The sequence below is a fragment of the Nocardia sp. NBC_00565 genome (genome assembly GCF_036345915.1).
Classification (GTDB): domain Bacteria; phylum Actinomycetota; class Actinomycetes; order Mycobacteriales; family Mycobacteriaceae; genus Nocardia.
In genome coordinates this window covers 7743818-7765004 of sequence record NZ_CP107785.1, presented here as the reverse complement: position 1 = coordinate 7765004, position 21187 = coordinate 7743818, and the positions used below count along the sequence as shown (strand labels likewise).

Below are 21187 nucleotides of genomic sequence, written 5' to 3'. Positions count from 1 at the left end.
GATTGACACTGTTCGGTGTAATGCACTGCGAGGTGTAATGCACTTGGTGGTGCAAGTGAAAACTATGGACACGCAATGGTTTTCACGGCTGTGATGGTGGAGTCAGAATGACAACACGTGAATCAGAAGGAGAATCCGTGGACCCCGCCATCATCCTCAACTTTCTCAACACCGGCAGTTCGATCGCTGTCAATGCGACATCGGCTCTGGTGAATGTGCTGAATATCGTATTCAGCTTCCTGTAGGGACTTCGGGGCCGCCCGGCGATGAATGCATCGGGCGGCCCATTTCCTATCTAGAAACTCTTTCGACTTTGTCGATAATTCTCAGCGCAGAAAGTGGAACGCGCATGCCTTCATCGGAAAACCGGACCTCGCTATGCGTTTCTCCGCATGTCGAGAGCGCCTCCCAGTCCTCCTCACATCATTGGCCTCCTCAAGGGCAGGCCAAGCGTCGAATCCAGCGGGGCCTGTTCGTTGCCGCTGTTCCTCTGATGGTCACGTTGGCCTTGGTGATCCCGGCCGGCGCAGCCGTCGGTGATATCGCCGACCAGCCGGGGGTGACCAGCCCGGCGCAGCCGGGAACGACCGCGCCGTCCCCACCTCCAACGGCATCTGAACCCCAACCCGAACCCGAGCACACCTCGCCCGCGGTACGCAACGATGCCTCCTCCCGCCCGGTCCCTCCGTCGGAGCCAGCTCCGCCGATCGTCTGGGAGGACCTCCACCTACCCGAACCGACTCCGCCGGTCGCGCCGATCGAACCGCCGCCCAACACGATCAGGATCGGCGACTGGAGCACCCCCAGCCCAGACTGGCTCCCTCCGGAGGTGAGAGACGGAATCAACACCGCTGCAGCAGGTTTCGAAGCCGGAGCAGCACAGCTCTGGGACAGCATCGGGGTACCCCCGGAGCGCAGTGACCGCGTCGCGGCGGCGGCCACCGCAGGAGCCGGGATCGGTGCCGTCTCCGCCGGAGTTCCTGCGGCTGCCGTCGCCGCCGTCCCTGGCGCGGCAGTAGGTGCCGCGGCCGGTGCCGCGATCGGTGCCGCAGTTGGAGTCGTGGGGTCTATTGGCGTCGAGGGTGCGTTGGCCGTCGCAGGTGCTGTAGCCACCGCAGGAATCGGTGCTATTCCAGGCATCCTGGCTGCTGCTGCCGCCACTCCCATCGTCTTCGGCGGGACTATCGGCACCGCTACCGCAGTCGGTGCCGTGATCGGTGCCGTGATCGGCGGGGCTATCACCGGAGCCCTGGGTGGAATCCCCGCAGCCATTGCTGGCGGGACGGTCGGCGCCAGCGTCGGCGCAGCTGTGGGGGTGGGGGAATGAGCAAGCACCGAGCTCGCCAGCGGCACCGTGCTGCCTGGAGCGTGACGGCATGCACCGCAGCAGCGATGCTGGCGGGCACCGCAACAGCCATCGCCGACGACACCGCGCAGGTCCCTGGTTCCAGCTGCCCTGGCCTCTACGTGCTGGGTATTCAGGGGACAAGCGAATCTTCGCCCGGAGCATCGCTTTTCGACAATACCGGGATGCTCGGCGAGATGTTCCGGCCGATGCTGGCGAACGGGGTGAGTATCGGACACGCCTACGTGCCTTACCCAGCCTCTTTCGGCGGCGTGATCGGCACCGGCGCAGGTACCGACTCCTACGGCGATTCCGTTCAAGCGGCCCGCGCACAGCTGAACGCGATGGCCACCCAGGTCATCGCGCAATGCCCTGACACGCAGCTGGCCGCCGCCGGATTCAGTCAAGGCGCGGAAGTGCTTTCCAGTTTCGCCGCCGATGTCGGCTCCGGAAACGGGCCCGTACCGGCTGACCGGGTGGCTGGGATCGCCTTGCTCAGCAATCCCTCTCGTGCACCGGGCACCGATCCGTTCCCCGGGCGGCCCGGCCAGTTGACGCCCAACCCGCCGCCAGGATCGGACGGGGAACTGACCACCCAGGTACGGATCAACCCCGTACCTCCGACCGGTGGCATCGCTGCCAGCGGATCAGGCTATGGCGACTTGTCCGGTCGCGTCGCAGAATTCTGCATTGCGGGCGATCTGAGCTGTGACGCTCCCGCCAACGACGCAGCCCTGCGGACCGCCGCCGGTCTCGCCGCTCAAGCAGACCTGCGCGATCCGATCGCTGCCGCACAGTCTCTTTCGAATGCCTGGTCGGACACTGTGGCCGACACCAGGACCTCCGTCCTGGTGAACGATGTCAGCGTCGTCGACGGCCAGGTCACCTACGCCCCGTCCCGGTCGGTCTCTCAGCGCTTGGCCGAAGCTGCCGACCCCCGCTCCGCGGCACCGACACCGGAGGAGACGCATGCTGCCAACGACAAGGCCGACCGCGTCGTTTCGGCGATCCTTGCTGATCCGCTGGGACAGATCCCGCGTCTAGCCGGGCAACTCGTCGCAGCGATCGGGCAGAACATCGCCGACAACAGCGATCTGGCCAACCCCGCAGTCCTGGGGCGCTACCTCGATGTGCCCGGCAATCACACCGGGTACGGCACCGATGGCCAGACTGCCAACGCTGCCGACTGGTTCTCGGCTCTGTCGCGTGATCTCGCGGGAGGAGCTGGCCGATGAGTCGGTTCCAGTGGGCCCGGGTTCGGTGTGCGCAGCGTGGTGCGCACCGGGCGCCGGTGCGGGTGCTGGCAGCAAGCGCCACTACCGTCGCCGCGTTGATCGTCATGACCGGCGCGGCATGGTCGCAGCCCACATCGGAGCCACCAACCGGGGCTGAATGCCCGGCACTGTATGTGCTCGGCATCCAGCCCGCCGAAGAAACCTCGCCCGACGCTACGTCCACCACCGACACCGGAATGCTCGGAACGATGCTTCGGCCACTGCTTGCCGAAACGGGCACGAAGGTTCAACGCGCCTACGTCGAACTAGACGCCTCAGCTGCGACCGGTTCTTCGAGCGCTGCAGGCGACGGATACACCCGAGCCATCAGCGCGGCGGCGGACAGATTGGTCGAGTCCGCGACCCATGTTCTTCAGAAGTGCCCGGACACACAGCTCGGCGGGGCCGGATATGCCCAAGGGGCGCAAGCGCTTTCAGAGTTCAGCCGACGAGTCGGCACCGGCGCCACAGCCATCCCGGCCGATCGCATTGCGGGTATCGCGTTGATCGCCAATCCTGCGCGACAGCGAGATTCCGAGGTGCTGCCGGGCCGCCCTGGGCAGACCACACCGTCGGCACCACCGAGCCTGCCCGACTCCGCTGTCTCGGCGATCACCTTGCCCAACACCCGCCTCGACGGAGGCGGAATCGCCGCGGCGCTCGGTAACCATGCGACCGGTTCGGCCAGCTACGGAACACTCACCGGCCGCGTCGCAGACCTTTGCGCGCCCGGTGATCTCGCCTGCAACGCTCCCGACCACGCCGCGCTGCTGCAAGTCGTATCGAACGTGGCGGCACGCGCAGACCTCCACGACCCCATTGCGGCGATATCGACGATCGCGACCGCGATGGCGCAAACGATTTACACCACGGCGGTCAACGTCGTCAACGACGACGTTCAAGGCACCAGCCTGGACCAGATCTCCTATGCGCCCGAGAAGAGCATTTCGCAACGACTTGCCGAAGCCTCGGACCCGCGCACTCAGATCCCCGGTCCGAACGACGCGATCCAGGCGCTTATGAAGCTGGGAACCATTGCCTTCAACAGCGTCGTCACTGTCGCCGAGAAGGTCATCACCCCAGCCACCGTTGCCGAACTGATCGGCGTCGGCCTGGTCAACCCAGTCGCGGCGTTGACAACTCTTGGTACGAAGCTTGCTGCTGCCGCCGTCGAACTGATCCCGCCTGCCACCGGAACGCGGTTGGTGCAGCAAGCATTCGACGCCGTTCGCGACAACATCACCGACAACGCCGACCTGGTCGACATCGGGCTTCTGACCCAAGCCGCCGATGTCATCGGTCGGCGCGCCGACTACGGCGCCTCCAGCAACGGCCAGCAGTCGCTGATGACGGTGGCCGCGCACTGGTTCGCGGCACTGGCCGACAGTCCTGTCCAGCGTCCACCGCACTCGTCGGTGACACCGAGGCCCGCGGGAGTCAGTACTTCCGCGCCCCTTCCTTCGGGGGAGCCGCACACCCCCTCACCAGATCGTGTGGCTCCCCCGGAGGAACTCCCTGCCAACTGACGAGGAGGTGAAGTGTGTTGCAAGACAATAAGTCCCGTGAAGAATGGGGATGGATCGACGGCCATCCCGGCGCTCGCCCTGCCCAAGCCCAGTCGCTGTCTTTCGACGCATTCACCTCTGCTGTGGACCCGGACACCGCCCGAGAATGGGGATGGCTCGGCGAGCAACAGCTATCGGCCGCCGATGGTGAACGCACCGACGACGAGGACACCAAGACCACTGCCCTGGTAACAGCGAAGGCACCCAGATCAAGCAGCAGCGTCCTGGGGTGGGTATCCATCTCGGCCGCCGTGGTAGCAGTCGTCGTCGGGGCTGTGGCGGTCAGGTCGCGACCCGACCTCGACCAAACTGCAACGACGACCATCACCTCCACAACTGCCGGGGTGTCAACGGTTCACGACAGCCCGGCGTGCATGGGTTTGACCGGCGTCGTCGTCACCGATCGCCATGGAGATGACACCTCGATCGGGGGGATCGTCGCCAGTTTCGAATTTGCCTACTACGCCGACCGTGACCCAGCTCGTGCATTGTCTCTCACCACGCCCGAGGCGGGCCTCACCCTCGACGGACTCACCGCAGGAATCGCCAGCCTTCCCGTCGGCACCCGCCATTGCGTTGCGATTACTCCGCTGAGCGATACCGCCGCAGAGGTACACATCGTCGAATTGCGGCCCGACCGCGATCGTTTCGACTACTTGCAACTGATCAACGTTCGCTTCCACGACGGCACACACATCACCAACATCCAGAAACGAGGGTGACGGTGACCAACGCGCTCCCTTTGCAACCCGACCGCGCGCCTGCGCCGTCGTCGCTGGCCGACTTCGTTTATGCATCCCCACTCATTCCGTCCCCCATCCGTAGCCAACCGCTACCGACCACGGGCGCGTACCCACCGCTCGTTGCGATAGTCGGCGCACATGGTGGTGCCGCTACCTCGACACTTGCACGGTTCTGGGCACCCGCGGCCGACAGCGGACAGTGCTGGCCCGCATCAACGGTTACTACTCAGCGTGTTGTTCTCGCTGCGCGGCTGTGCATGCCCGGCCTCGTCGCCGCTGCCGACAGATTGCGGGAATGGCGCGCCGAGCACGCGCCTGCTGGCGTGACCGTTGTGGCGCTCGTGCTGACGCCGCCCCGCCCCGGTCGAGTACCGGCCGAGGTCCGCCGATACCGAGATCTTGTCGCCAACCTCATCGACGAGCACGTGTTCAACATCGACTGGCACGACGAACTCATCGCTTGCGAACTGGTTGACCTCGCCGAATGGACACCGGGCCAACCGGTTCCGCGTCGCCGTCGCCGTCGCCGCATCACTGAATCGGTCCCCGCCGACGTGATTGCCGCAGGTGCTGCGATCACCCGGCTCATCGCGGCGTCGCGACATCTGTCCGACACCAGCACCAAGGAGTCCCCATGCTGACCGTGGCCCTTTCAGCGGTGACACACCTCGCCGAAGTCTCCGTGACCCCAATAGCACCTCCAGGCTCCGAACGCTTCCTCAAACTCATCGGCTGGGCCAGCTGGTTCGCGATGATCGCCGGTGTCCTCGGAATCATCTACGGCGGCGGCAAATTCGCCTGGGAGAAGATGCACGGCGGTGCCATGGAGTCGCCGAAGATCATCGCCGGGGCTCTCATCGGTGGCGTCTTCGTGACCATCTCCGGGCTGTTGATGAACGGCGTGAGCTCTTGATCGCCGCCAAGCAACTGCCACCCACCGTCACCGCTCCGCTGATCCAGCTGTTCGGCTGGGTCGCCTGGCTGGCGATCCTGGTCGGAATCACCCGAATCATCTGGGCGGGAGCGCTTTTAGCAATTCGCGTCTACCGCGACGAGGCAATCGAAGGGCTGATCGCCGCGCTGGTGGGCGGTGCCGTCCTTGGATCGGCAGGGCTGATCGCCCAAGCCGTCTTGCAACCCCCCTGATGCAGTCGCCGACCCCACTTGCTCACCCATGCTCGTTCACGAAAGGCACCCGATGTACCCGAGTGGCAAACCAGCCCTCGCCATCCTCATCCTGCTGGGCGTTACAGGTCTGCTGACTCTCGCCGGTCTGATCAGTGGATGTGGCACCGACGGCCCGACGGTGATCTCCACCGGCCCATCGCCGACCCGCGCCGAACTTGGTGCCGCACCGACCGGGCTGACATGGCAACAGTTCCAAGGCATTCCGATCCCTCGAACTCAGCAGGGGCCGACCATCGAGGAAGGACCAGTTGCTGCCGGATACGAACACTCGCCCCGCGGTTCGGCGGTCGCGGCCATCCAAGCCACCGTGCGAATCTCCAATGCCGACGACACCCAGTGGTCGCGCGTCGTCGGCCGGATGGTCCAACCCGGAGTCGGCCGTGATCACTGGGCCACAGCACGCATCCAACTGTCCATCACCGAACCGGTCACATCCGATCGCGCACCCCAGATCCTCGGTTACAGCCTGCTGGCCTACACCCCAGATTCCGCAGACGTCGCCATCTTCACCCGCCAGCCCGATAACTCACTGACCCGCAATACCGCCACGGTGGCCTGGCACGACACTGACTGGCTCCTGGTGCTGCCCGAGAACCCCGACTCCTCACCGGTGACAGCGGTACCCGCGACACCCACTGACATGGTCTGGCTACCGCTATGAGTAGCCGCAAGACCTCATTCGGACTCCGACCCGGGCTGACCCTCACAGCTTCGCTCTTGGCGCTCGTCGTCGTCGCCGTGCTCGCCCTGCTGTACAACAACGAATCGCAGTCCGGCACGAAAACCACTGTGGTGCCGAGTGTTCCGCCGAACCCATCGTCGACGGCGGTGGCGAATCCGCCCAGATCGCCTGCCTTCGGGCTGCCGACGACAGACCTGTTCGGTGTCCGGCTCGAAACGCCCACCGACCCGGCTGGTGCGGCGTTGCCCCAGGACTCAGCTGGCCCGGACCCCGGTCTCGGTGCCGCGTGGTTCATCGCCGCACCGGCGGGCATGATGTGGCAGCGGGGGTGGAACGGCGCAGCGTTGCCCGCATCCCGCAGCGATGGCCCAGCGCGTATCGATGGCGGCATCGCATCCGGATTCGCACATACACCGCAGGGTGCTGGCCTGGCCGCCGCCGACGCGATGGCTCGCGCGCTGGCAGCCCCCGATGGGGTCTGGCAGCGGGTAGTGGCAGCACGATTTGTCGGAGACCAGGCAGCGTTGCTCGAGCGATACGCCAGCAGCCGCCGCGACAACCCCGACGCCGCGAAATACGTCGTCGTCCCAGCAGGAATCAAAGTCGTCGGCTACCGCGACGATTTCGCTGTCGTGCAGCTGGGAGTCCGTACCCCGCAAGGCAAGTCGGGATTCTCCTCCTGGCCGATGGTCTGGGTCGACGGCGACTGGCGTATCCGTGCCCCAGAGGACGTGGGAGCCCTGTGGGCGGCGTCCACGTTGGTCACCTCGCTGGCCGACTTCGGGGTATGGCGATGATCGGCCGACGCATTCTGCTCACGGTGCCATTCACCGGCATTGTGGTGGCCGAATCGATGATCCTGGGCACCGGCAGCGCCTCAGCCAAGCCCCTCCCGTGCTATATCCCTGGCGCCGACCTGGCGTGCAAGGTGGGCGGCGACGCAGTGAAGGACGCGGCACAGGGCAGTTTCGAAGCCATCGTCAACTCGATGCTCCAGGGGTTCGGCCGACAGCTGGAATGGGCCTTGTCGTGGTGGGTCGCCCTGCCCTCTCCAGTGCTCGGATCGGGATCGGGCCAAGTCTCGCCCGTCCTGGCCACGGTGCGCGAGTACACGACCGGACTTCAAGTGCTGCTGATGACTGGTGCGGTGCTCCTCACGGCCGCCAGATTGATGATGGCCAAGCGGGGCGGTCTGCCTGGGCAGGTCGGGTTGGCGGCCGAAACTCAGGAGTCCTTCCTGACCTTCGCCCGCGCTGTGTTCGGCAGCTGGATGTTCGCCGCCGTCATCACCGCGGGAACCAGGGCAGGAGACAGCTTCTCGACCTGGGTCCTCCTCGATATCACGCACAACGACGCGGTGAACGTCCTGCACAACATGGTCAGTTTCGACTCCCTCGTCGACAGCGACGGGGGACTGGGGCTCGGAGCGATGTTCATCCTCGGCACGATCGGATTCATCGGAGCGCTGGTCCAGGTCATTCTGCTGGTGATCCGACAAGCACTGCTGATCGTGGTCGTCGCGTTACTGCCGGTTGCCGCCTCAGCGGCGGGCACAGGACCGGGTTCGGGTGCCTACAAACGCTTGCTGACGTGGTCGATCGCCTTCGTGCTGTTCAAACCCGTAGGTGCGCTCGTTTACGTCGTGGCCTTCGCCGCCGCCGGCACTCCCGGCGACGACCCTCAAATGGCACTGCTTGGGCTGATCCTGCTTGCCCTGGTGGCGCTGGTATTGCCCGCGATCATGCGCATGGTCGCGCCTGCGGTCGCCACGATGGGCGGCGGCGGCGGGGCCGGTGCCGCTATGGCATTGGGCGCGGCGGGCGGCCTCGCTGCCTCCGGTGCCGCGTCGGCGGCGGGATCGGCTTCCGGCGCACGTGGTGTCACTGAATCCGTCCATAGCGGCGGTTCATCGAACTCTTCGTCAGGGCAGAGCGGATCCGGGCACGGCAGTGGTGGCGGTCGGGTGATGACAGGTAGTGAATCCACCACGGCCTCAACAACTAACGGCGGGGGAGGTGGTCGCAGCGGTAGCCAACAGCCGACTCCAGCTGTTCCCACTGGCAGTGCGACGCCGGGGACCTCAACGGCTGGCTCGGCAGCGGGCGGTGCCGCTGGTGGGCCGTGGGTGGCAGCCGCCAACGCCGGAGTCCAAGCCGGAGCGAGTGCAGCCAATCAAGTACGCGATCAAGTCGCCAACGAGATAGGCCCCGACGAACCCGGCCCCATGGAGGTCCGTCGATGACAACGCGAATGTACGGACGTTGGGAGCGGCCCCGATCCGCCGGGCTGATGGGTCTGACCTGGGGTGTGTCCATGGCAGGACTCGGTCTGGTCGTCATGATCATGATCGGTTTCTTGATCACCCAATCGATCACCGTGGCTGCGGTGCTGCTGGCCGTCGCTGCCATTGTGTGGACACCGTTGGTCGTGCAGCGCGCAGGACGGACCGGCTGGGAGATCGTCACGCTGCGAACACAGTACGCACTTGCACGACGACGTAACGAAACCCTTTACCGTGCAGGGCGGTTCAGCCGAATTCCCGGTTCCGCGCGGTTGCCTGGCTTGCTGGCCGACTCGAAGCTGATGGAGTTCGAAGCACCGGGTGGGCGGAGGTTCGGGCTGATCCATGTGCGTCGAACCAACCACTGGACGGTGGTGTTGCGCGTCATTCCGTCGGCGCAGGAACTGGTCGATCAAGACCGAATCGACGCCTGGGTCGAAGAATACGGGACGTTCCTGGCTGCACAAGGGCGCAGCGGCGATGTCGTCGCGGTGACCTCGGTTCTGGAATCCGTCGTCGATACTCGGCTCCGGCAACGGCGTGAGGTTGCACGGCTGATTCGGCGCGGCACCCCTGATTACGCGCGCGCCGTCATGGCCGAAGCTGCCGCCGATACCGGTGGAAGCGGAGTGCGTATCGAAGCTCGGATCGCGCTGACGTACCGGTCGATTGGGCGGATGCGTCGCGACCAGGCTGAACAGGCGAAAGAAATCGGGCTGCGGCTGCAAGGAGCACTCAGCCAATTGGCCCGTGCCGGGCTGCCCGCTACCCCAATGCGGGCGTGGGAGGTATTCGGCCTGGTTCGGACCCGTTACGACCTTGCTGCTCAACGTGATGTCGAAGCAGCGGGCGAGGATGTACTGGGCACCCAATCCTGGGATAGTGCCGGGCCGATCAGTCATGACGACCGATGGGACCATTTCGTTCACGATGGTGCCCGGTCGGTGACCTGGGAGATGGACGCCGCTCCGCTGGGGGCGGTCCACGAAACGGCACTCAAGCCACTGCTCGAGCCGCGCCCGGATGTTCCCCGCAAACGAGTCGCCGTCGTGTATCGACTGCACTCTCCTGCCGAATCGACCTCGATCGTCGATTCCGATTTCAAGGATGCTCTCGCCGCCGAGCAGACCCAACAAGGAATAGCCTCGGCATCCGCCTCACTTCGGGTAGGCAACACGCAGGCCAGCCGTCAGGAACAAGCCCGCGGTGCTGGTTTGACTCGCTTCGGCGTACTCGTCACCGTCACCGACCATCTGGGCGCTGATCTCCCCGGCATCGAAGCATCTGTACAGACCATGTCGGCGGCATCTCGGCTCAACGTGCGCCGCTGCTACGCCTTCCAAGCCTCGGCATTTGCCGCGAGCCTCGGCGTCGGTGTGATCCTGCCTGAACATGCCAGCATCTCGAAGCGCGTGTCGGCGTCATGACCCGCCGCGCCGCCCATCCAGCCCGCACCACACAGGTGGCCGGGATTCGAGTAATGACGCGGGACGAGCGTGCGCGCGTCGAGAATGTCGTGGCGCACGGCGGTCTTAGTGCCTGGTGGGCGCGATACCTGTTGTCCAGCGACAACCACCGCCTCGCCACCGCGACCCGCCGCGCCGAAGACAGCCGCCGCGATGGCTTCGACCGCCCGTTGGCAACTCTGACCGACCGTGGCTATCGCGGAGCCGGAGGCGGGCGGTCCTCGGTCGTTCCCGCGACACCAGAGTGGCGTGGCACCACAACCCAAACAGCTGGACTCTGGCCATTCTCGGTCGGCGCTTCCGCGCCAGTAGTCGGCACCCCGCTCGGGCCGCACTTCGTCACCGGCAGCCCGGTGCACTTCGATCCCATGGCCTGGTTCTTACGCGGCTTTCTCACTGCTCCCACGCTTTTCGTGCTGGCCCTCAACGGTTTCGGCAAGTCCTCACTCATCCGCCGGATAATGACCGGCGCAGTCGCTGCCGGAGAGACCGTGCTCGCGCTCGGTGACACCAAAGGTGAATACCGCGACCTGGTCGAGCATCTCGGCGGCCAGATCGTCGAACTCGGATACGGGCGAGGCAAGCTGAATCCCTTGGCCGTCGGCGCACTCGGTGCCGTGGTCGACCGCCTACCCGACTCTGATCTGCGGCGGCAGGTCATTGCCCGCGTCGAAGCAGGTCAGGTCACCATCGTTGCTGCTCTGATTGAACTCGCGCGGGGCGACCGGATCGCGGATTGGGAAGAGACCCTGATCGCGGCGGGTCTACGACAGCTCTACAGCGACGGTGACTACACGATGTCTCGGCCGCCGCTCCTGCGTGATCTGCTCGGCGTGATCTCCGACGGCGGCGAGAACATGCTTCGCTCCTCGGAGGAGGACGTCGGGTACGCCTACCGAGACTCCACCCGCACTCTTCGGCGTTCGTTGAGAGCGCTGATCGAAGGCCCATTCGGAGAAGCGCTCGACGGCCATACCACGACCGAACTCAACCTCGATGCGCCCGCGGTCTGCGTTGATGTCAGCCATATCCCCGATGGGGACAACAAATTGCTCGCCGCCGTGCTCATGGTCTGCTGGTCCGAAGGTATCAACGCCGTGACCGCAGCTCACACCCTCGCTGACGCCGGCCTCGCACGCAAACGCACATTCGAGATCGTCCTCGACGAGATCTGGCGAGTCCTTGGGCTCGGCGATTTCATGGTTGACCGCGTCGACGCGCTCACTCGGCTCAACCGGCCGCTGGGCTCAGGGCTGATCATGTGCAGCCACACCATCAAAGATCTGTCGGCGTTCGACAGTCCAGCAGCCCGCATGAAGGCGCTGGGATTCATCGAGCGATCCAGAGCGAAGATCCTCGGGCCGATACCACCCGACGAAGTGGAACGACTTCGCGCGGTCGTGCCATTGACCAAAACCGAGGAACTACTACTCACCGGGTGGGCGGCTCCCCGTCAACCCACCGAAGAACTGCTCGATAGTCGGGGCGAACGTGAAACACCGCCTGGCACAGGATGTTTCCTACTCCGTACCGGCGAAGGCCAGCAACCCGGAATTCCATTCAGGCTCGTTTTCACCGCCACCGAGCGCGCAACTCAGGTCCACAATACGAACCGTCGGTTTGATGGCCTCCGCGATACTGAAGACGCGGGGTGATCGCATGGAGACCTCACGGACCACCGTAGCGTTCGCTACCGCCCTCCCTCTGCTTCTCACCGTATCGACATTGTCGATGCTCGTCATGGTCGGCTCCCAAAATCCGGCCACGTGCACTCTGGCCGCTTCTTCGGGCGGCGGAATCGAAGGTCCTACCGGCATCACTCTCGCCGGGCTCAACGAGGCACAGCTCAAGCTCGCTCGCAACGGTGTGGTGATCGGTGTGCAGCGGCGCCAGCCACGCACAGTGATCGTCGCCGAACTCGCGGCGCAGATCACCGAATCCGGACTCAGGAACCTCGCCAATCCTTCCGTCCCGGAATCTCTGCGCTTCGCCAACGACGGGACCGGCACCAACCTGGATAGCCTCGGACCACATCAGATGCGAGCCAGCGTGTGGGGAGCGGTTGGCATCTCGACATTGATGGACCCTAGTTATCAGATCGGATGGTTCTATGACCAGGCCGACAAGATCAGCGGCGCTGCTGCGATGGATCCGGCCGAACTCGCGCAGGCCATCGAGATCTCTGGCAATCCCACTGCGTACAGCCGCGACCTCCCACTGGCCCAGGACCTGTACAACGCTTTTGCTGGAATCGATGTCGGTCAACTGCCCGCCACGGCCCCCGGCCAGCTGCCAGCAGGATGCGGTGCAGACGGCTCGGGACTTGCAATCCCAGGCAACACAGGACCATTCGGCCAAGCGGTTGTCGAGGCCGCCGCGCGCTGGCTCGGAACGCCTTACGTGTGGGGCGGCGGCGATGCCAACGGCCCCACCAGCGGCGGAATGGATTGCTCAGGTCTGACCCTCTACGCGATCTACCACGCATCGCAGGGACGCATCCGGCTCGCGCACTACACGCAGTCACAGCAGGACGACCCTGCGGGCCAAACCATTCCGTTCGCTCAGCGCCGGCCCGGCGACCTGATCTTTTTCACACAACCCGGCGCTGCGGAATCCCATCACGTCGGTGTCTTGTACGGCACCGACGAGCAGGGCCGTGACCTGCTCCTACACGCGCCGACCTTCGGCCAAACCGTCACGATCGAGCCCCTCTGGCAGGGGGAACGCATGGACGTCCGCAGATACGGATAACACAAGGAGGAAGTACGTATGTTCATCCCCGGCCACAGAATCCCGGCACAACACGACCCGGCGTCGGCCACCGACAAGTATGGCCGATCCGCAGCTGACAGCGGTCCACATATCACCTTGTGGTCCGCGGGAAGTGACCATGACACTTGGGCGATCTGCGGCGACGAGGGCCAGCTGATTGCCTTCGGTCCCTTTGGTTTCGACGATCCGGATCACCCACAGGGCGATCCACTGCGCGCCGACAACTCGGCAGCGATCAAGGCCATTCGACTGGCTGCCCGCGCTCGCGAAGCTATCAACGCCCCCGCAGCGACCGTCCACTTGATGGTGAGCAGGACACTCGATAACGCGAGGCTGACCAACTTGGCGAACAGCCACCAACTGGTGCTGGATCTCATCGTCACTAGTGACTGGAATCCGGCAACGGAATGGGTGAACTCGGGTGGCTATCTCCAACCCGCCGTCGATCCCGTCGAACTGCTCTCCGACGATGCCTACCCGACCGCGTCATGAAGGTCCGACCCGCGCTTGCGATCACCGGTATCGGGGCCATGCTGCTGGCAGTCACCGGCTGCGCGGCGCGCGACGACGTGGCGATTCCTGCGGCAACGTGCACCGCGCCGCCATTTCCTCACCCTTACACGAACGTCGACCCCTGCGCGGCCGAGGAAGTGCTGACCGCAGCAGTCACGCGCATCTTTTCCCAATCGTCCGAAAAGTACGACCCTGCGACATCATTCGATGCTGCCTCTCCACTGTTGACCGACGACTACCGCGAAAGAGTCGGAAACTCGGCCATCGCGCTCGGGGGCCAGATCACCAGCACGTTGTCGGAGCAACGTGGCGCAACGCGCGTAATCACCACGGCGCATGTCGCCGAGGACGATCATCCACCCGACACCGGCGGATCGGTCAGTCGCGTAATCACGCTCGATCAGCATCTCGGCGATGGCCCAGCCCATCACACCTCCATCTACGCGCGGGTTGTCCGAACCGATTCGAAGCGACCCTGGTTGCTTGACCAGCTTGAGGTGCGCTGATCATGACCGAAGAAGTCGACGAGATCACCAACTCGCTCCGTGGCGTGGCGACCCAGGCGATGCGCGTCGCTCTCGACACTGTTCGCACCTACCGGGCAGCCAAGCAGGGCGCGGCGCGCGACGGTGCCGCACAAAACCGCGCCAACGTCAGCGAAGCCCGGGCCGCCGCTCGCGAAACACGAGATCAGCAGCGCCACCAGCTCCGGACTATCGAGACGACTCGACGCCTCGAAGTACTCGACCAGAACGCGGAATTCGCGAAGGAACTTGCACGCGACCAGCTGTCGCAACATCAAGACGACGCTGCCATCGCCGAATGGGCCGCAGCGCGGGCAACAGCGGATATCGATCCCGATCGAGCTGATGCTTACGACGAGCGCCTGACCGATGCCGGGCTCGATCCCGATGAGATCCAGGCTGACGCCGAGCGACTGCTGGCCAGCGAGCCCGGCTGGATGGATTTGCCGATCGATGACTCGACGCAGCTCGCCGCCGATCTCACCCTCGGCCACCTCGACGCCGACAGTGCTCATTCCGGCACGCAGAGCCACAGCGATGACGCCACCAGCGCTGCCGCACGACTGATTTCTGAGGCCCACCCGCCCAACGGCGCCACCACCGGCCCGGCCGCCCCAGCCGGTGCTGCGCCGCCCCAGCCCAACGCCTCTGCTGTCGATCAGGCGCTACAGCTATGAACTCGACCCACCGTCGCATCGCCGAAACCCAGCCGCGCGCACCGGAATCCAGTGTCCCCGCCAGCAGCGCCGCCTTGGTGCGGATACAGCACGCCCTCCGCACCGGGGACACCGCCGCATTCGCTCGGTGGCTGTCCCGCCTGGGCGTCTCCTGGGCACATCTATCCGCGGTACTTGCCGCCTCGCAAATTGCCGACAACCCGAAACCACCGAGCCAAGCACCCGTGTCACGAGAGGAGAGCAGGTCATGACCACTCCCCAGGCATCCAGCTCCGACAGCGACGCCATGCGGTTTGCGCTGCTACAGATCATCGAGACATGGCGGGAGTCCGAACCCTCCGCGACGCGGCTCCCCCGGTCGGTGCGCAAGCAGATCAACCACACGTTGCGCGATGAAGTTCGTCGGCAGGAAGCTGAGCACCAGCAAACCCGAGAAGCTATCACCGACTGGATTCGCCAACACCGCAACACCATCCAATCGGGTCGCGCGCCCAAACTCGGTGAAACGGTGGACCAGTGGTTCGGTCGTCAGCAGAGTCTCGCTCAACAGGCAAACACTCTTGAAGATGTCATCCAGCGTGCCCCACACCTATCGGAAACCGAACGCGGGCAAGCGATCGAGACACTGCGGGTTGCCCACAACACGCCTGACGCGCCGGAGCGATCGCCCTGGCAGCAGAAGACGGGACTGGATGCGCTCCGGGCGCGCGTGGCCGCATGGCGATCACGGCAGCAACTGACTGGCCGGATCGGTTCGGTCGCAAGCCGATTCACTTCCCGCCTGACGGCCGCCACCGGCCCCGCGGCGTGGACGACTCCCCAGCAGTCTGCGGCACTGAATGAAGTCAGTAAGAAAATTATGAACTGGGAGCATGCATTGCGGGCTGCCATCAGGGGCGACCAAGTTCCCAATCTTGCCGATCTCGCCCACGCGAAAGAAGCGGCGATGAATAGTGCTCGGGCTCTGGGAATTTCCGAACCAGACCTCGTTGCGCATGTTCAGGGTGTCGAAAGTATGACGCGAACCAAATTCGGCGTAATCGATGCGCTGCAAGACGGCGAGAAGTCTGCTGCCTCCGAACAGTCCAGTGCCCGCTCGGCGGAGAGTGCAAGCAATGCCAGCGCGGAGCAGCAGTCGACGCACCTGATCCAAGCGGCCAACGGCGGCGGTACCGAAGCTGCGCAGGCCCAAACGACGGGTGCCCCACCGACATCGTCAACGTCTCAGCCCAATGTCACGGTCTCGCTGTAGCCGTGCATCCAAACACTATGTGCCACACAGGAACACGACCATGACCTATCATCAACCTGCATCCGGCAGAGCCCGCTTCGCACGCGGTGAACTGAGATCTGACCTGCGCGCCCCCGATATTCGCTACGCCGCCCAGCTCTACGAAGGCTGCTTCATCACCTCTGCGTTCGTCGCAGGCATTGAGAGCCATGTTCGGCAGTACGTTGAGCAGTTGGCACCCAGCCCTATCGGACAGGTGTGGTTCGTCGACAGCCGCGCCAACGTCTGGGGTCTCCCCGACACCGCAGAGGTCACCGCAGGTCCATTGACCGAGCACGTCAAGCGGCGGCTCGTACTGGACCTCTACCCCGATGGCGTTCCTGCTGTCGATAGTGAGTTGTCTACGGCTGTCGACAGATTTCTCATCGAACTCGTCGACCAGGGTGCCGTTCTGAAGGCGCGTTTCGTTGGCCAATCTCGGGAAGGTTCGGCCAGCGTGCTCGCAGATTCGCAGATCGCCGGGGCCGAAGAGCAGTGGCTCGTCGCATTCGAACGCAACACCACCGAACGAATCGCCATGGTCGTCACCGGGCGCCCCGATGGAGATCATGTTGCCGTATCCCATGTCTTCGCAACGACATTGAGCCCCTTCCGACACGAATTGGGACAGCATTGGCTCGACCTCGCCCCGGCCTCTGCGGGGCAGCCGATCCCGTTCGGCAACCTTGCCGCGATCCTGATGGACGCGCGCCTAATGGGTAAGCGTCTGACCAGTCAGGACCCACTGCTACACGCACCGATCACCGCATGCGTCTCTCAGCCGGACGCTCCGACATCACCGACGCCGACCGACAACGTCGCTGATGCGCTGATCGACTCAGCTCACCCGTCGGGCACCATGCAAGAAGCCACGGACCCGACAGCGACCGAAGCACCTGGCCGACCACTGAGCCCACCATCGAATCCGGAGGTGGGGCTATGAACGCGCAGGTCATCGCTGCGCCGATGGTCCTGCAAGTGCCGATCGGTCAGCACCGCCTCCCTGCCCGGTTCGGTGTCGTCTGCGGCCAACCAGCCTCGGAGTGGTCGTCATGGTGACGGCTTCGCGAAAGATTCGGCGACGCAAGAAGAGCGGCCTGTCGGAGGAGAGCCTTGAGCTGTCGGTGGTTTGCGGCCTGATCGGCCTGACGCTGGCGTTGTGGGCGGCGTTGGCACTGGGCAGCTGGTGGGCCAGCATACCGGTACGAGGCAATCCGGCCGAAGCGCTGGCGGAAGTGGCCAAGGGACGGCGACCGTGGCCATGGCAGTCCACCGTCGTCGCCATCGCGATCGCCATCCCCATCGGAGTCGGCGGTTGGTACGCCCGGAAATTCGTTCGGTCACGACCGGAGATCGATGCAGTCGCTCGCACTATGCAGCGCTCACAGAATCTCGTCGGTGCCCGTGGAGAGTCCGCGGCGAGACTGATGAAAGACGCGCCCGATGATGCCCAAACCAAGGGAGCGCGTATCGGTGCGACGGTTGACGCAGGCGTGGACCTTTTTGCCCCGTTGGAAATGGGCGTGACGGTCGTTGCCGGAACCCGCTCTGGCAAAACAACGGCGTGGGCGATTCCTTGGGTGCTGGAAGCTCCAGGCCCGATGGTCGCCACCGCCAACAAACCGGACCTACTGGAACACACTCGCTATGGACGCGAACAGCGGGGCCACGTCTGGCTTCTCGATCTGCAAGCCGCCGCGGGACAATACGCGCTCGGATTCTGGTGGAATCCCTTGCGGTACATCACCGAACTCGATGGCGCGCTCGAGCTGATCTCCTTTTTTGTCTCCGCTTCCCGAGACAATGACAGCCGAGTCGACTCCTACTTCGATGGGGGAGCCCAGAAACTGGCCGCGCTCTATATCTTGGCATCCGCATGCGTCGGGGGTGACTTGCTGCATGTCCTGGAATGGCTGGGTCGTGACCAAGACGACACCCCCCAGCTGATCCTGTACAAGCATGGGCATGATATTGCAGCACAACGCATTCGCGACATTCAATCAGTGACCTCACGGCAACGTGATGGGCTATTCGACATGGCGAGGCGATTCCTCGATGTGCTCACCATACGGATTTACGCCAAGGTCGTCACACCGCCGAGCCGTAAACGCATCGCTGTCAGCGGCAATATCGATCAACCCGACAAGATCGTAATCAACGTCGAGCAACTGCCCGTCACCCACGAACTACCCGAATTCGATCCACTCGCCTTCGTGACCAGCCACGACAGTCTGTATGCGCTGAGCATGGAAGGCCCCGCTTCCTCTACTCCGCTCACGACAGCACTTGTTGGACAGATTATTCAAGCCGGACGACGCACTGCCAGCCGCAGACCTGACGGCCGCCTCGCAGTGCCGATGTTCGCGATCCTCGACGAAGCCGCGAATTGCGCAAAGATCGCGGAATTGCCGTCCTACTACAGCTACGCCGGCGGCCAAGGAATTCTGCTCTTTACCTTCCTTCAAGTGCTCGAACAAGGCAAAAAGCTGTGGGGACTCGACGGGCTGAAGACAATGCTCAACCAGTCCGTGCAAATCTACGGTGGCGGCGTCGGCGATATCGACTATCTGCGTGACTGGGTCGCGTTGGTCGGGCACCACGACGTTGCTGATCGGTCCCGCCGAATCGGCCATGGCAATTCCGACACGTCCTACAGCTGGCGGAGCGAGTCGATTTTAGACGAATCCGATCTCGCCGCACTCGACGGTGAACGCGCGATCGTCCGATACCCCCGCAATAAACCGATCCTCATCGTCCAGGTGCCGTGGTGGGAAACGCCGCACCGCGGGCTCGTCGAACAATCACTCGCTCTGTATGCGGGAACACCCGCCCCTGATGCGCCCACGATCGCCAAGAACGGTGACAGCCAGAACGGAACCCAGCCGTGACCACACCTGCCCAGAACAAATATCCAACCCACCCGACATGGTTCGAAAGCTGGCTGGTCCCACAGATCGCTCGGAAGTTGTCGTCGGGCAATCGTGAGGGAACGTTTACGTTCTGCGCGCAATGGTGGTTGCATACCGAGGTCTCATGCCGGATGGCATTCCTCCATTCCGCTTGGGAGGCAAGCCGATTGAGCAAGGACGGATCGGCGATGTCGGCATGGTTCCTGCATCATCTGGACCCGCATCTGCGCGTCATGATGGACGCCGCTTCCGGGCCGATGTGGCGGTGCACACCAGACCGGCACGTCGCCATCCCGACACTGCCGTTCCAGCCTGTACCTGACGGATCGTTTCCTCCGACCCCCACCACGTCCGTCGCCGACGCGCACTACCGATTCCACTACCTGTGGTTCGAAGACTGGCTGGCGCCACGCGTGGCTCGGAAGTTGTCGTCGGGCAATCGTGAGGGAACGTTTACGTTCTGCGCGCAATGGTGGTTGCATACCGAGGTCTCATGCCGGATGGCATTCCTCCATTCCGCTTGGGAGGCAAGCCGATTGAGCAAGGACGGATCGGCGATGTCGGCATGGTTCCTGCATCATCTGGACCCGCATCTGCGCGTCATGATGGACGCCGCTTCCGGGCCGATGTGGCGGTGCACACCAGACCGGCACGTCGCCATCCCGACACTGCCCGCTCGACGAATTCCGCTGGGCTGGTTCACCACACCCCATCTGCCAACCGATGCGGGTTTCGGCCCCGACTTCCGGAACCGGCGTAGCGCATGAGCCGATAGGTGCTGGAGAAGACCATGCCAGACGACGAGTACCCACGACCCGGCACAGCTGCACCCGCAAACACATACCCCGACATGCAACCCACGCCGGACGCCCCAGCCACTGCGGACGATGCAGTAGCCGTGCAAGCCGACGGCGGCGAGAGCCTGGAGCAGATCGCCGACCGCGTGGCCGATGAGGTCCAGCTGGCGTTCGATCCCGAGTACCGCGCCCGAGAAGTATTGCGCAGCTTCATAGATAGTGCTGCGGGCAGGATGCTAACCGCGCCAGCGACGGAGGCCACATACCGCCCCATTCATATTCGATTCGAGTTGGACCGTCATGGCCAGGGCGGATGGACCGCAAGTGAAGTCGCCCGCGGCATCGGCAACGAAAGAGCCGACCCACGGGCTGCGGTCGAATCGTTGTTAATCAACCCCAGATCCGACGTTCCTTACGGTCTGCTTCCTCTCGACCAGCTACTAACGATCATCGAAGGCGGCGCGACGTTCTCCCGCCGTAACGACCTCACGCGGCTGCGAGGTCCCGGAATCCACCTCGATCTGTCCGACCGCGACGCCCTCGACCAGATCGATTCTGAGATCAAGGAACGGACCGCAGCGCTCACCGCCGCACGTAGCCGCGATTCACTCCTGGAGGCACACCGCGAGGTCAGTGCGGTACTCGCCGACACGGAGTACTGGTCCGGCGCTGTGCCTGAGACCGACGTTGCTCGCCAATTGGAGATGGCCGAACTCACGCGCTTGCTGCATAGCCTGGAAGCCCGGATCAGCGACCTGCCTGGCCACCCGGATGTCGCCGAACCGCTCACCGAATTCTGGCATCAAGTCGTCCAGATCGAGTCGTGGCAGGCAACTCGAGACCACCGGAGTCTTGAGGCCACGGCCGGCCGCGTCGCCGAATACATCGATCGCCTCGTTCCCGGTGCGGGTGTGGTCGAGACCAGCACACCCACACCCGATGACCTCGTGATTCGATTCGTAGCTCCTGTCGCTGGATTCGACGACGGAATCGTGACTGCGACATACTCGCCGCAGCGAAGTCAATGGCTGATCGATACTGCGATCATCGAAGCCACCCGCAGGCCCCCTTTGCGGGAGTCAACGGTGACTGTCCACGGTCACCAACCCTCCGCTGTCGCCAGTCACAAGCTCCTCCTGACCGGAACATTCACCGACACGGTCGTGGTAGGCCAGCTCCTG

The 21187-nt window shown here is 64.2% G+C and carries 22 protein-coding genes; 20 read left to right on the top strand and 2 right to left on the bottom strand.

The features are described from left to right. Nucleotides 1-493 precede the first annotated feature (493 nt). The 4 genes from OG874_RS35805 to OG874_RS35790 all read left to right on the top strand — a co-directional run bounded on the left by OG874_RS35805 (nucleotide 494) and on the right by OG874_RS35790 (nucleotide 4906). On the top strand, nucleotides 494-1327 hold the full coding sequence (locus OG874_RS35805; protein WP_330251470.1) for a hypothetical protein: 834 nt from the start codon (nucleotides 494-496) through the stop codon (nucleotides 1325-1327). Next, a complete protein-coding gene (locus OG874_RS35800) occupies nucleotides 1324-2580 on the top strand; it encodes a cutinase family protein (protein WP_330251469.1) in 1257 nt (418 codons plus the stop codon). Before OG874_RS35805 ends, OG874_RS35800 begins: the two co-directional genes overlap by 4 nt. Beyond that, nucleotides 2577-4145: a cutinase family protein gene (locus tag OG874_RS35795; RefSeq protein ID WP_330251468.1), complete on the top strand. Its 1569-nt coding sequence runs from the start codon at nucleotides 2577-2579 to the stop codon at nucleotides 4143-4145. Before OG874_RS35800 ends, OG874_RS35795 begins: the two co-directional genes overlap by 4 nt. 419 nt (nucleotides 4146-4564) lie before the next feature. Further along, complete coding sequence (locus OG874_RS35790; RefSeq protein WP_330251467.1) at nucleotides 4565-4906, top strand: hypothetical protein; 342 nt, start codon at nucleotides 4565-4567, stop codon at nucleotides 4904-4906. Nucleotides 4907-5139: 233 nt separating this feature from the next. Here the strand turns inward: OG874_RS35790 and OG874_RS35785 are convergent, their stop codons facing one another. Continuing rightward, entirely contained in the window at nucleotides 5140-5352 is a 213-nt protein-coding gene (locus tag OG874_RS35785) for a hypothetical protein (RefSeq protein ID WP_330251466.1), read from the bottom strand. Between OG874_RS35785 and OG874_RS35780 the strand changes: the two genes are divergently transcribed. The 16 genes from OG874_RS35780 (at nucleotide 5353) to OG874_RS35705 (ending at nucleotide 19976) form a co-directional block, all read left to right on the top strand. Next, nucleotides 5353-5568, top strand: coding sequence for a hypothetical protein (locus OG874_RS35780; RefSeq protein ID WP_330251465.1), 216 nt, complete (start codon nucleotides 5353-5355; stop codon nucleotides 5566-5568). Next, complete coding sequence (locus OG874_RS35775) at nucleotides 5562-5840, top strand: hypothetical protein (protein WP_330251464.1); 279 nt, start codon at nucleotides 5562-5564, stop codon at nucleotides 5838-5840. The genes OG874_RS35780 and OG874_RS35775 overlap by 7 nt, the downstream gene beginning before the upstream one ends. Next, nucleotides 5837-6073, top strand: a complete 237-nt coding sequence (locus OG874_RS35770) for a hypothetical protein (protein WP_330251463.1) — start codon at nucleotides 5837-5839, stop codon at nucleotides 6071-6073. Before OG874_RS35775 ends, OG874_RS35770 begins: the two co-directional genes overlap by 4 nt. Nucleotides 6074-6125: 52 nt before the next feature. Then, nucleotides 6126-6776, top strand: a complete 651-nt coding sequence (locus tag OG874_RS35765) for a hypothetical protein (RefSeq protein ID WP_330251462.1) — start codon at nucleotides 6126-6128, stop codon at nucleotides 6774-6776. After that, complete coding sequence (locus tag OG874_RS35760; protein ID WP_330251461.1) at nucleotides 6773-7594, top strand: hypothetical protein; 822 nt, start codon at nucleotides 6773-6775, stop codon at nucleotides 7592-7594. Before OG874_RS35765 ends, OG874_RS35760 begins: the two co-directional genes overlap by 4 nt. Continuing rightward, a complete protein-coding gene (locus OG874_RS35755) occupies nucleotides 7585-9039 on the top strand; it encodes a hypothetical protein (protein WP_330251460.1) in 1455 nt (484 codons plus the stop codon). The genes OG874_RS35760 and OG874_RS35755 overlap by 10 nt, the downstream gene beginning before the upstream one ends. Beyond that, entirely contained in the window at nucleotides 9036-10505 is a 1470-nt protein-coding gene (locus OG874_RS35750; protein WP_330251459.1) for an SCO6880 family protein, read from the top strand. Before OG874_RS35755 ends, OG874_RS35750 begins: the two co-directional genes overlap by 4 nt. 53 nt (nucleotides 10506-10558) lie before the next feature. Then, nucleotides 10559-12199, top strand: a complete 1641-nt coding sequence (locus tag OG874_RS35745) for a hypothetical protein (RefSeq protein WP_330251458.1) — start codon at nucleotides 10559-10561, stop codon at nucleotides 12197-12199. A gap of 247 nt (nucleotides 12200-12446) precedes the next feature. Continuing rightward, entirely contained in the window at nucleotides 12447-13295 is an 849-nt protein-coding gene (locus OG874_RS35740; protein ID WP_330251457.1) for a C40 family peptidase, read from the top strand. An 18-nt stretch (nucleotides 13296-13313) separates the two neighbouring features. Next, nucleotides 13314-13808, top strand: a complete 495-nt coding sequence (locus tag OG874_RS35735) for a hypothetical protein (protein WP_330251456.1) — start codon at nucleotides 13314-13316, stop codon at nucleotides 13806-13808. Further along, nucleotides 13805-14335 carry a hypothetical protein gene (locus OG874_RS35730; RefSeq protein WP_330251455.1) on the top strand — a complete coding sequence of 177 codons (531 nt, stop codon included), beginning with the start codon at nucleotides 13805-13807 and terminating at the stop codon, nucleotides 14333-14335. The genes OG874_RS35735 and OG874_RS35730 overlap by 4 nt, the downstream gene beginning before the upstream one ends. A gap of 2 nt (nucleotides 14336-14337) precedes the next feature. Continuing rightward, nucleotides 14338-15030, top strand: a complete 693-nt coding sequence (locus tag OG874_RS35725) for a hypothetical protein (protein ID WP_330251454.1) — start codon at nucleotides 14338-14340, stop codon at nucleotides 15028-15030. A gap of 247 nt (nucleotides 15031-15277) precedes the next feature. Then, entirely contained in the window at nucleotides 15278-16282 is a 1005-nt protein-coding gene (locus tag OG874_RS35720; protein WP_330251453.1) for a hypothetical protein, read from the top strand. 40 nt (nucleotides 16283-16322) lie between these two features. After that, on the top strand, nucleotides 16323-17243 hold the full coding sequence (locus OG874_RS35715; protein WP_330251452.1) for a hypothetical protein: 921 nt from the start codon (nucleotides 16323-16325) through the stop codon (nucleotides 17241-17243). Nucleotides 17244-17352: 109 nt separating this feature from the next. Continuing rightward, nucleotides 17353-19188 (top strand): type IV secretory system conjugative DNA transfer family protein, encoded by a 1836-nt coding sequence (locus tag OG874_RS35710; protein WP_330251451.1) that lies wholly within the window; start codon nucleotides 17353-17355, stop codon nucleotides 19186-19188. After that, nucleotides 19185-19976, top strand: a complete 792-nt coding sequence (locus OG874_RS35705; protein ID WP_330251450.1) for a DUF4913 domain-containing protein — start codon at nucleotides 19185-19187, stop codon at nucleotides 19974-19976. Before OG874_RS35710 ends, OG874_RS35705 begins: the two co-directional genes overlap by 4 nt. A gap of 635 nt (nucleotides 19977-20611) precedes the next feature. On the opposite strand, the gene OG874_RS35700 is transcribed toward OG874_RS35705, so the two are convergent. Then, nucleotides 20612-21031: a hypothetical protein gene (locus OG874_RS35700; RefSeq protein ID WP_330251449.1), complete on the bottom strand. Its 420-nt coding sequence runs from the start codon at nucleotides 21029-21031 to the stop codon at nucleotides 20612-20614. Nucleotides 21032-21187: the final 156 nt, after the last annotated feature.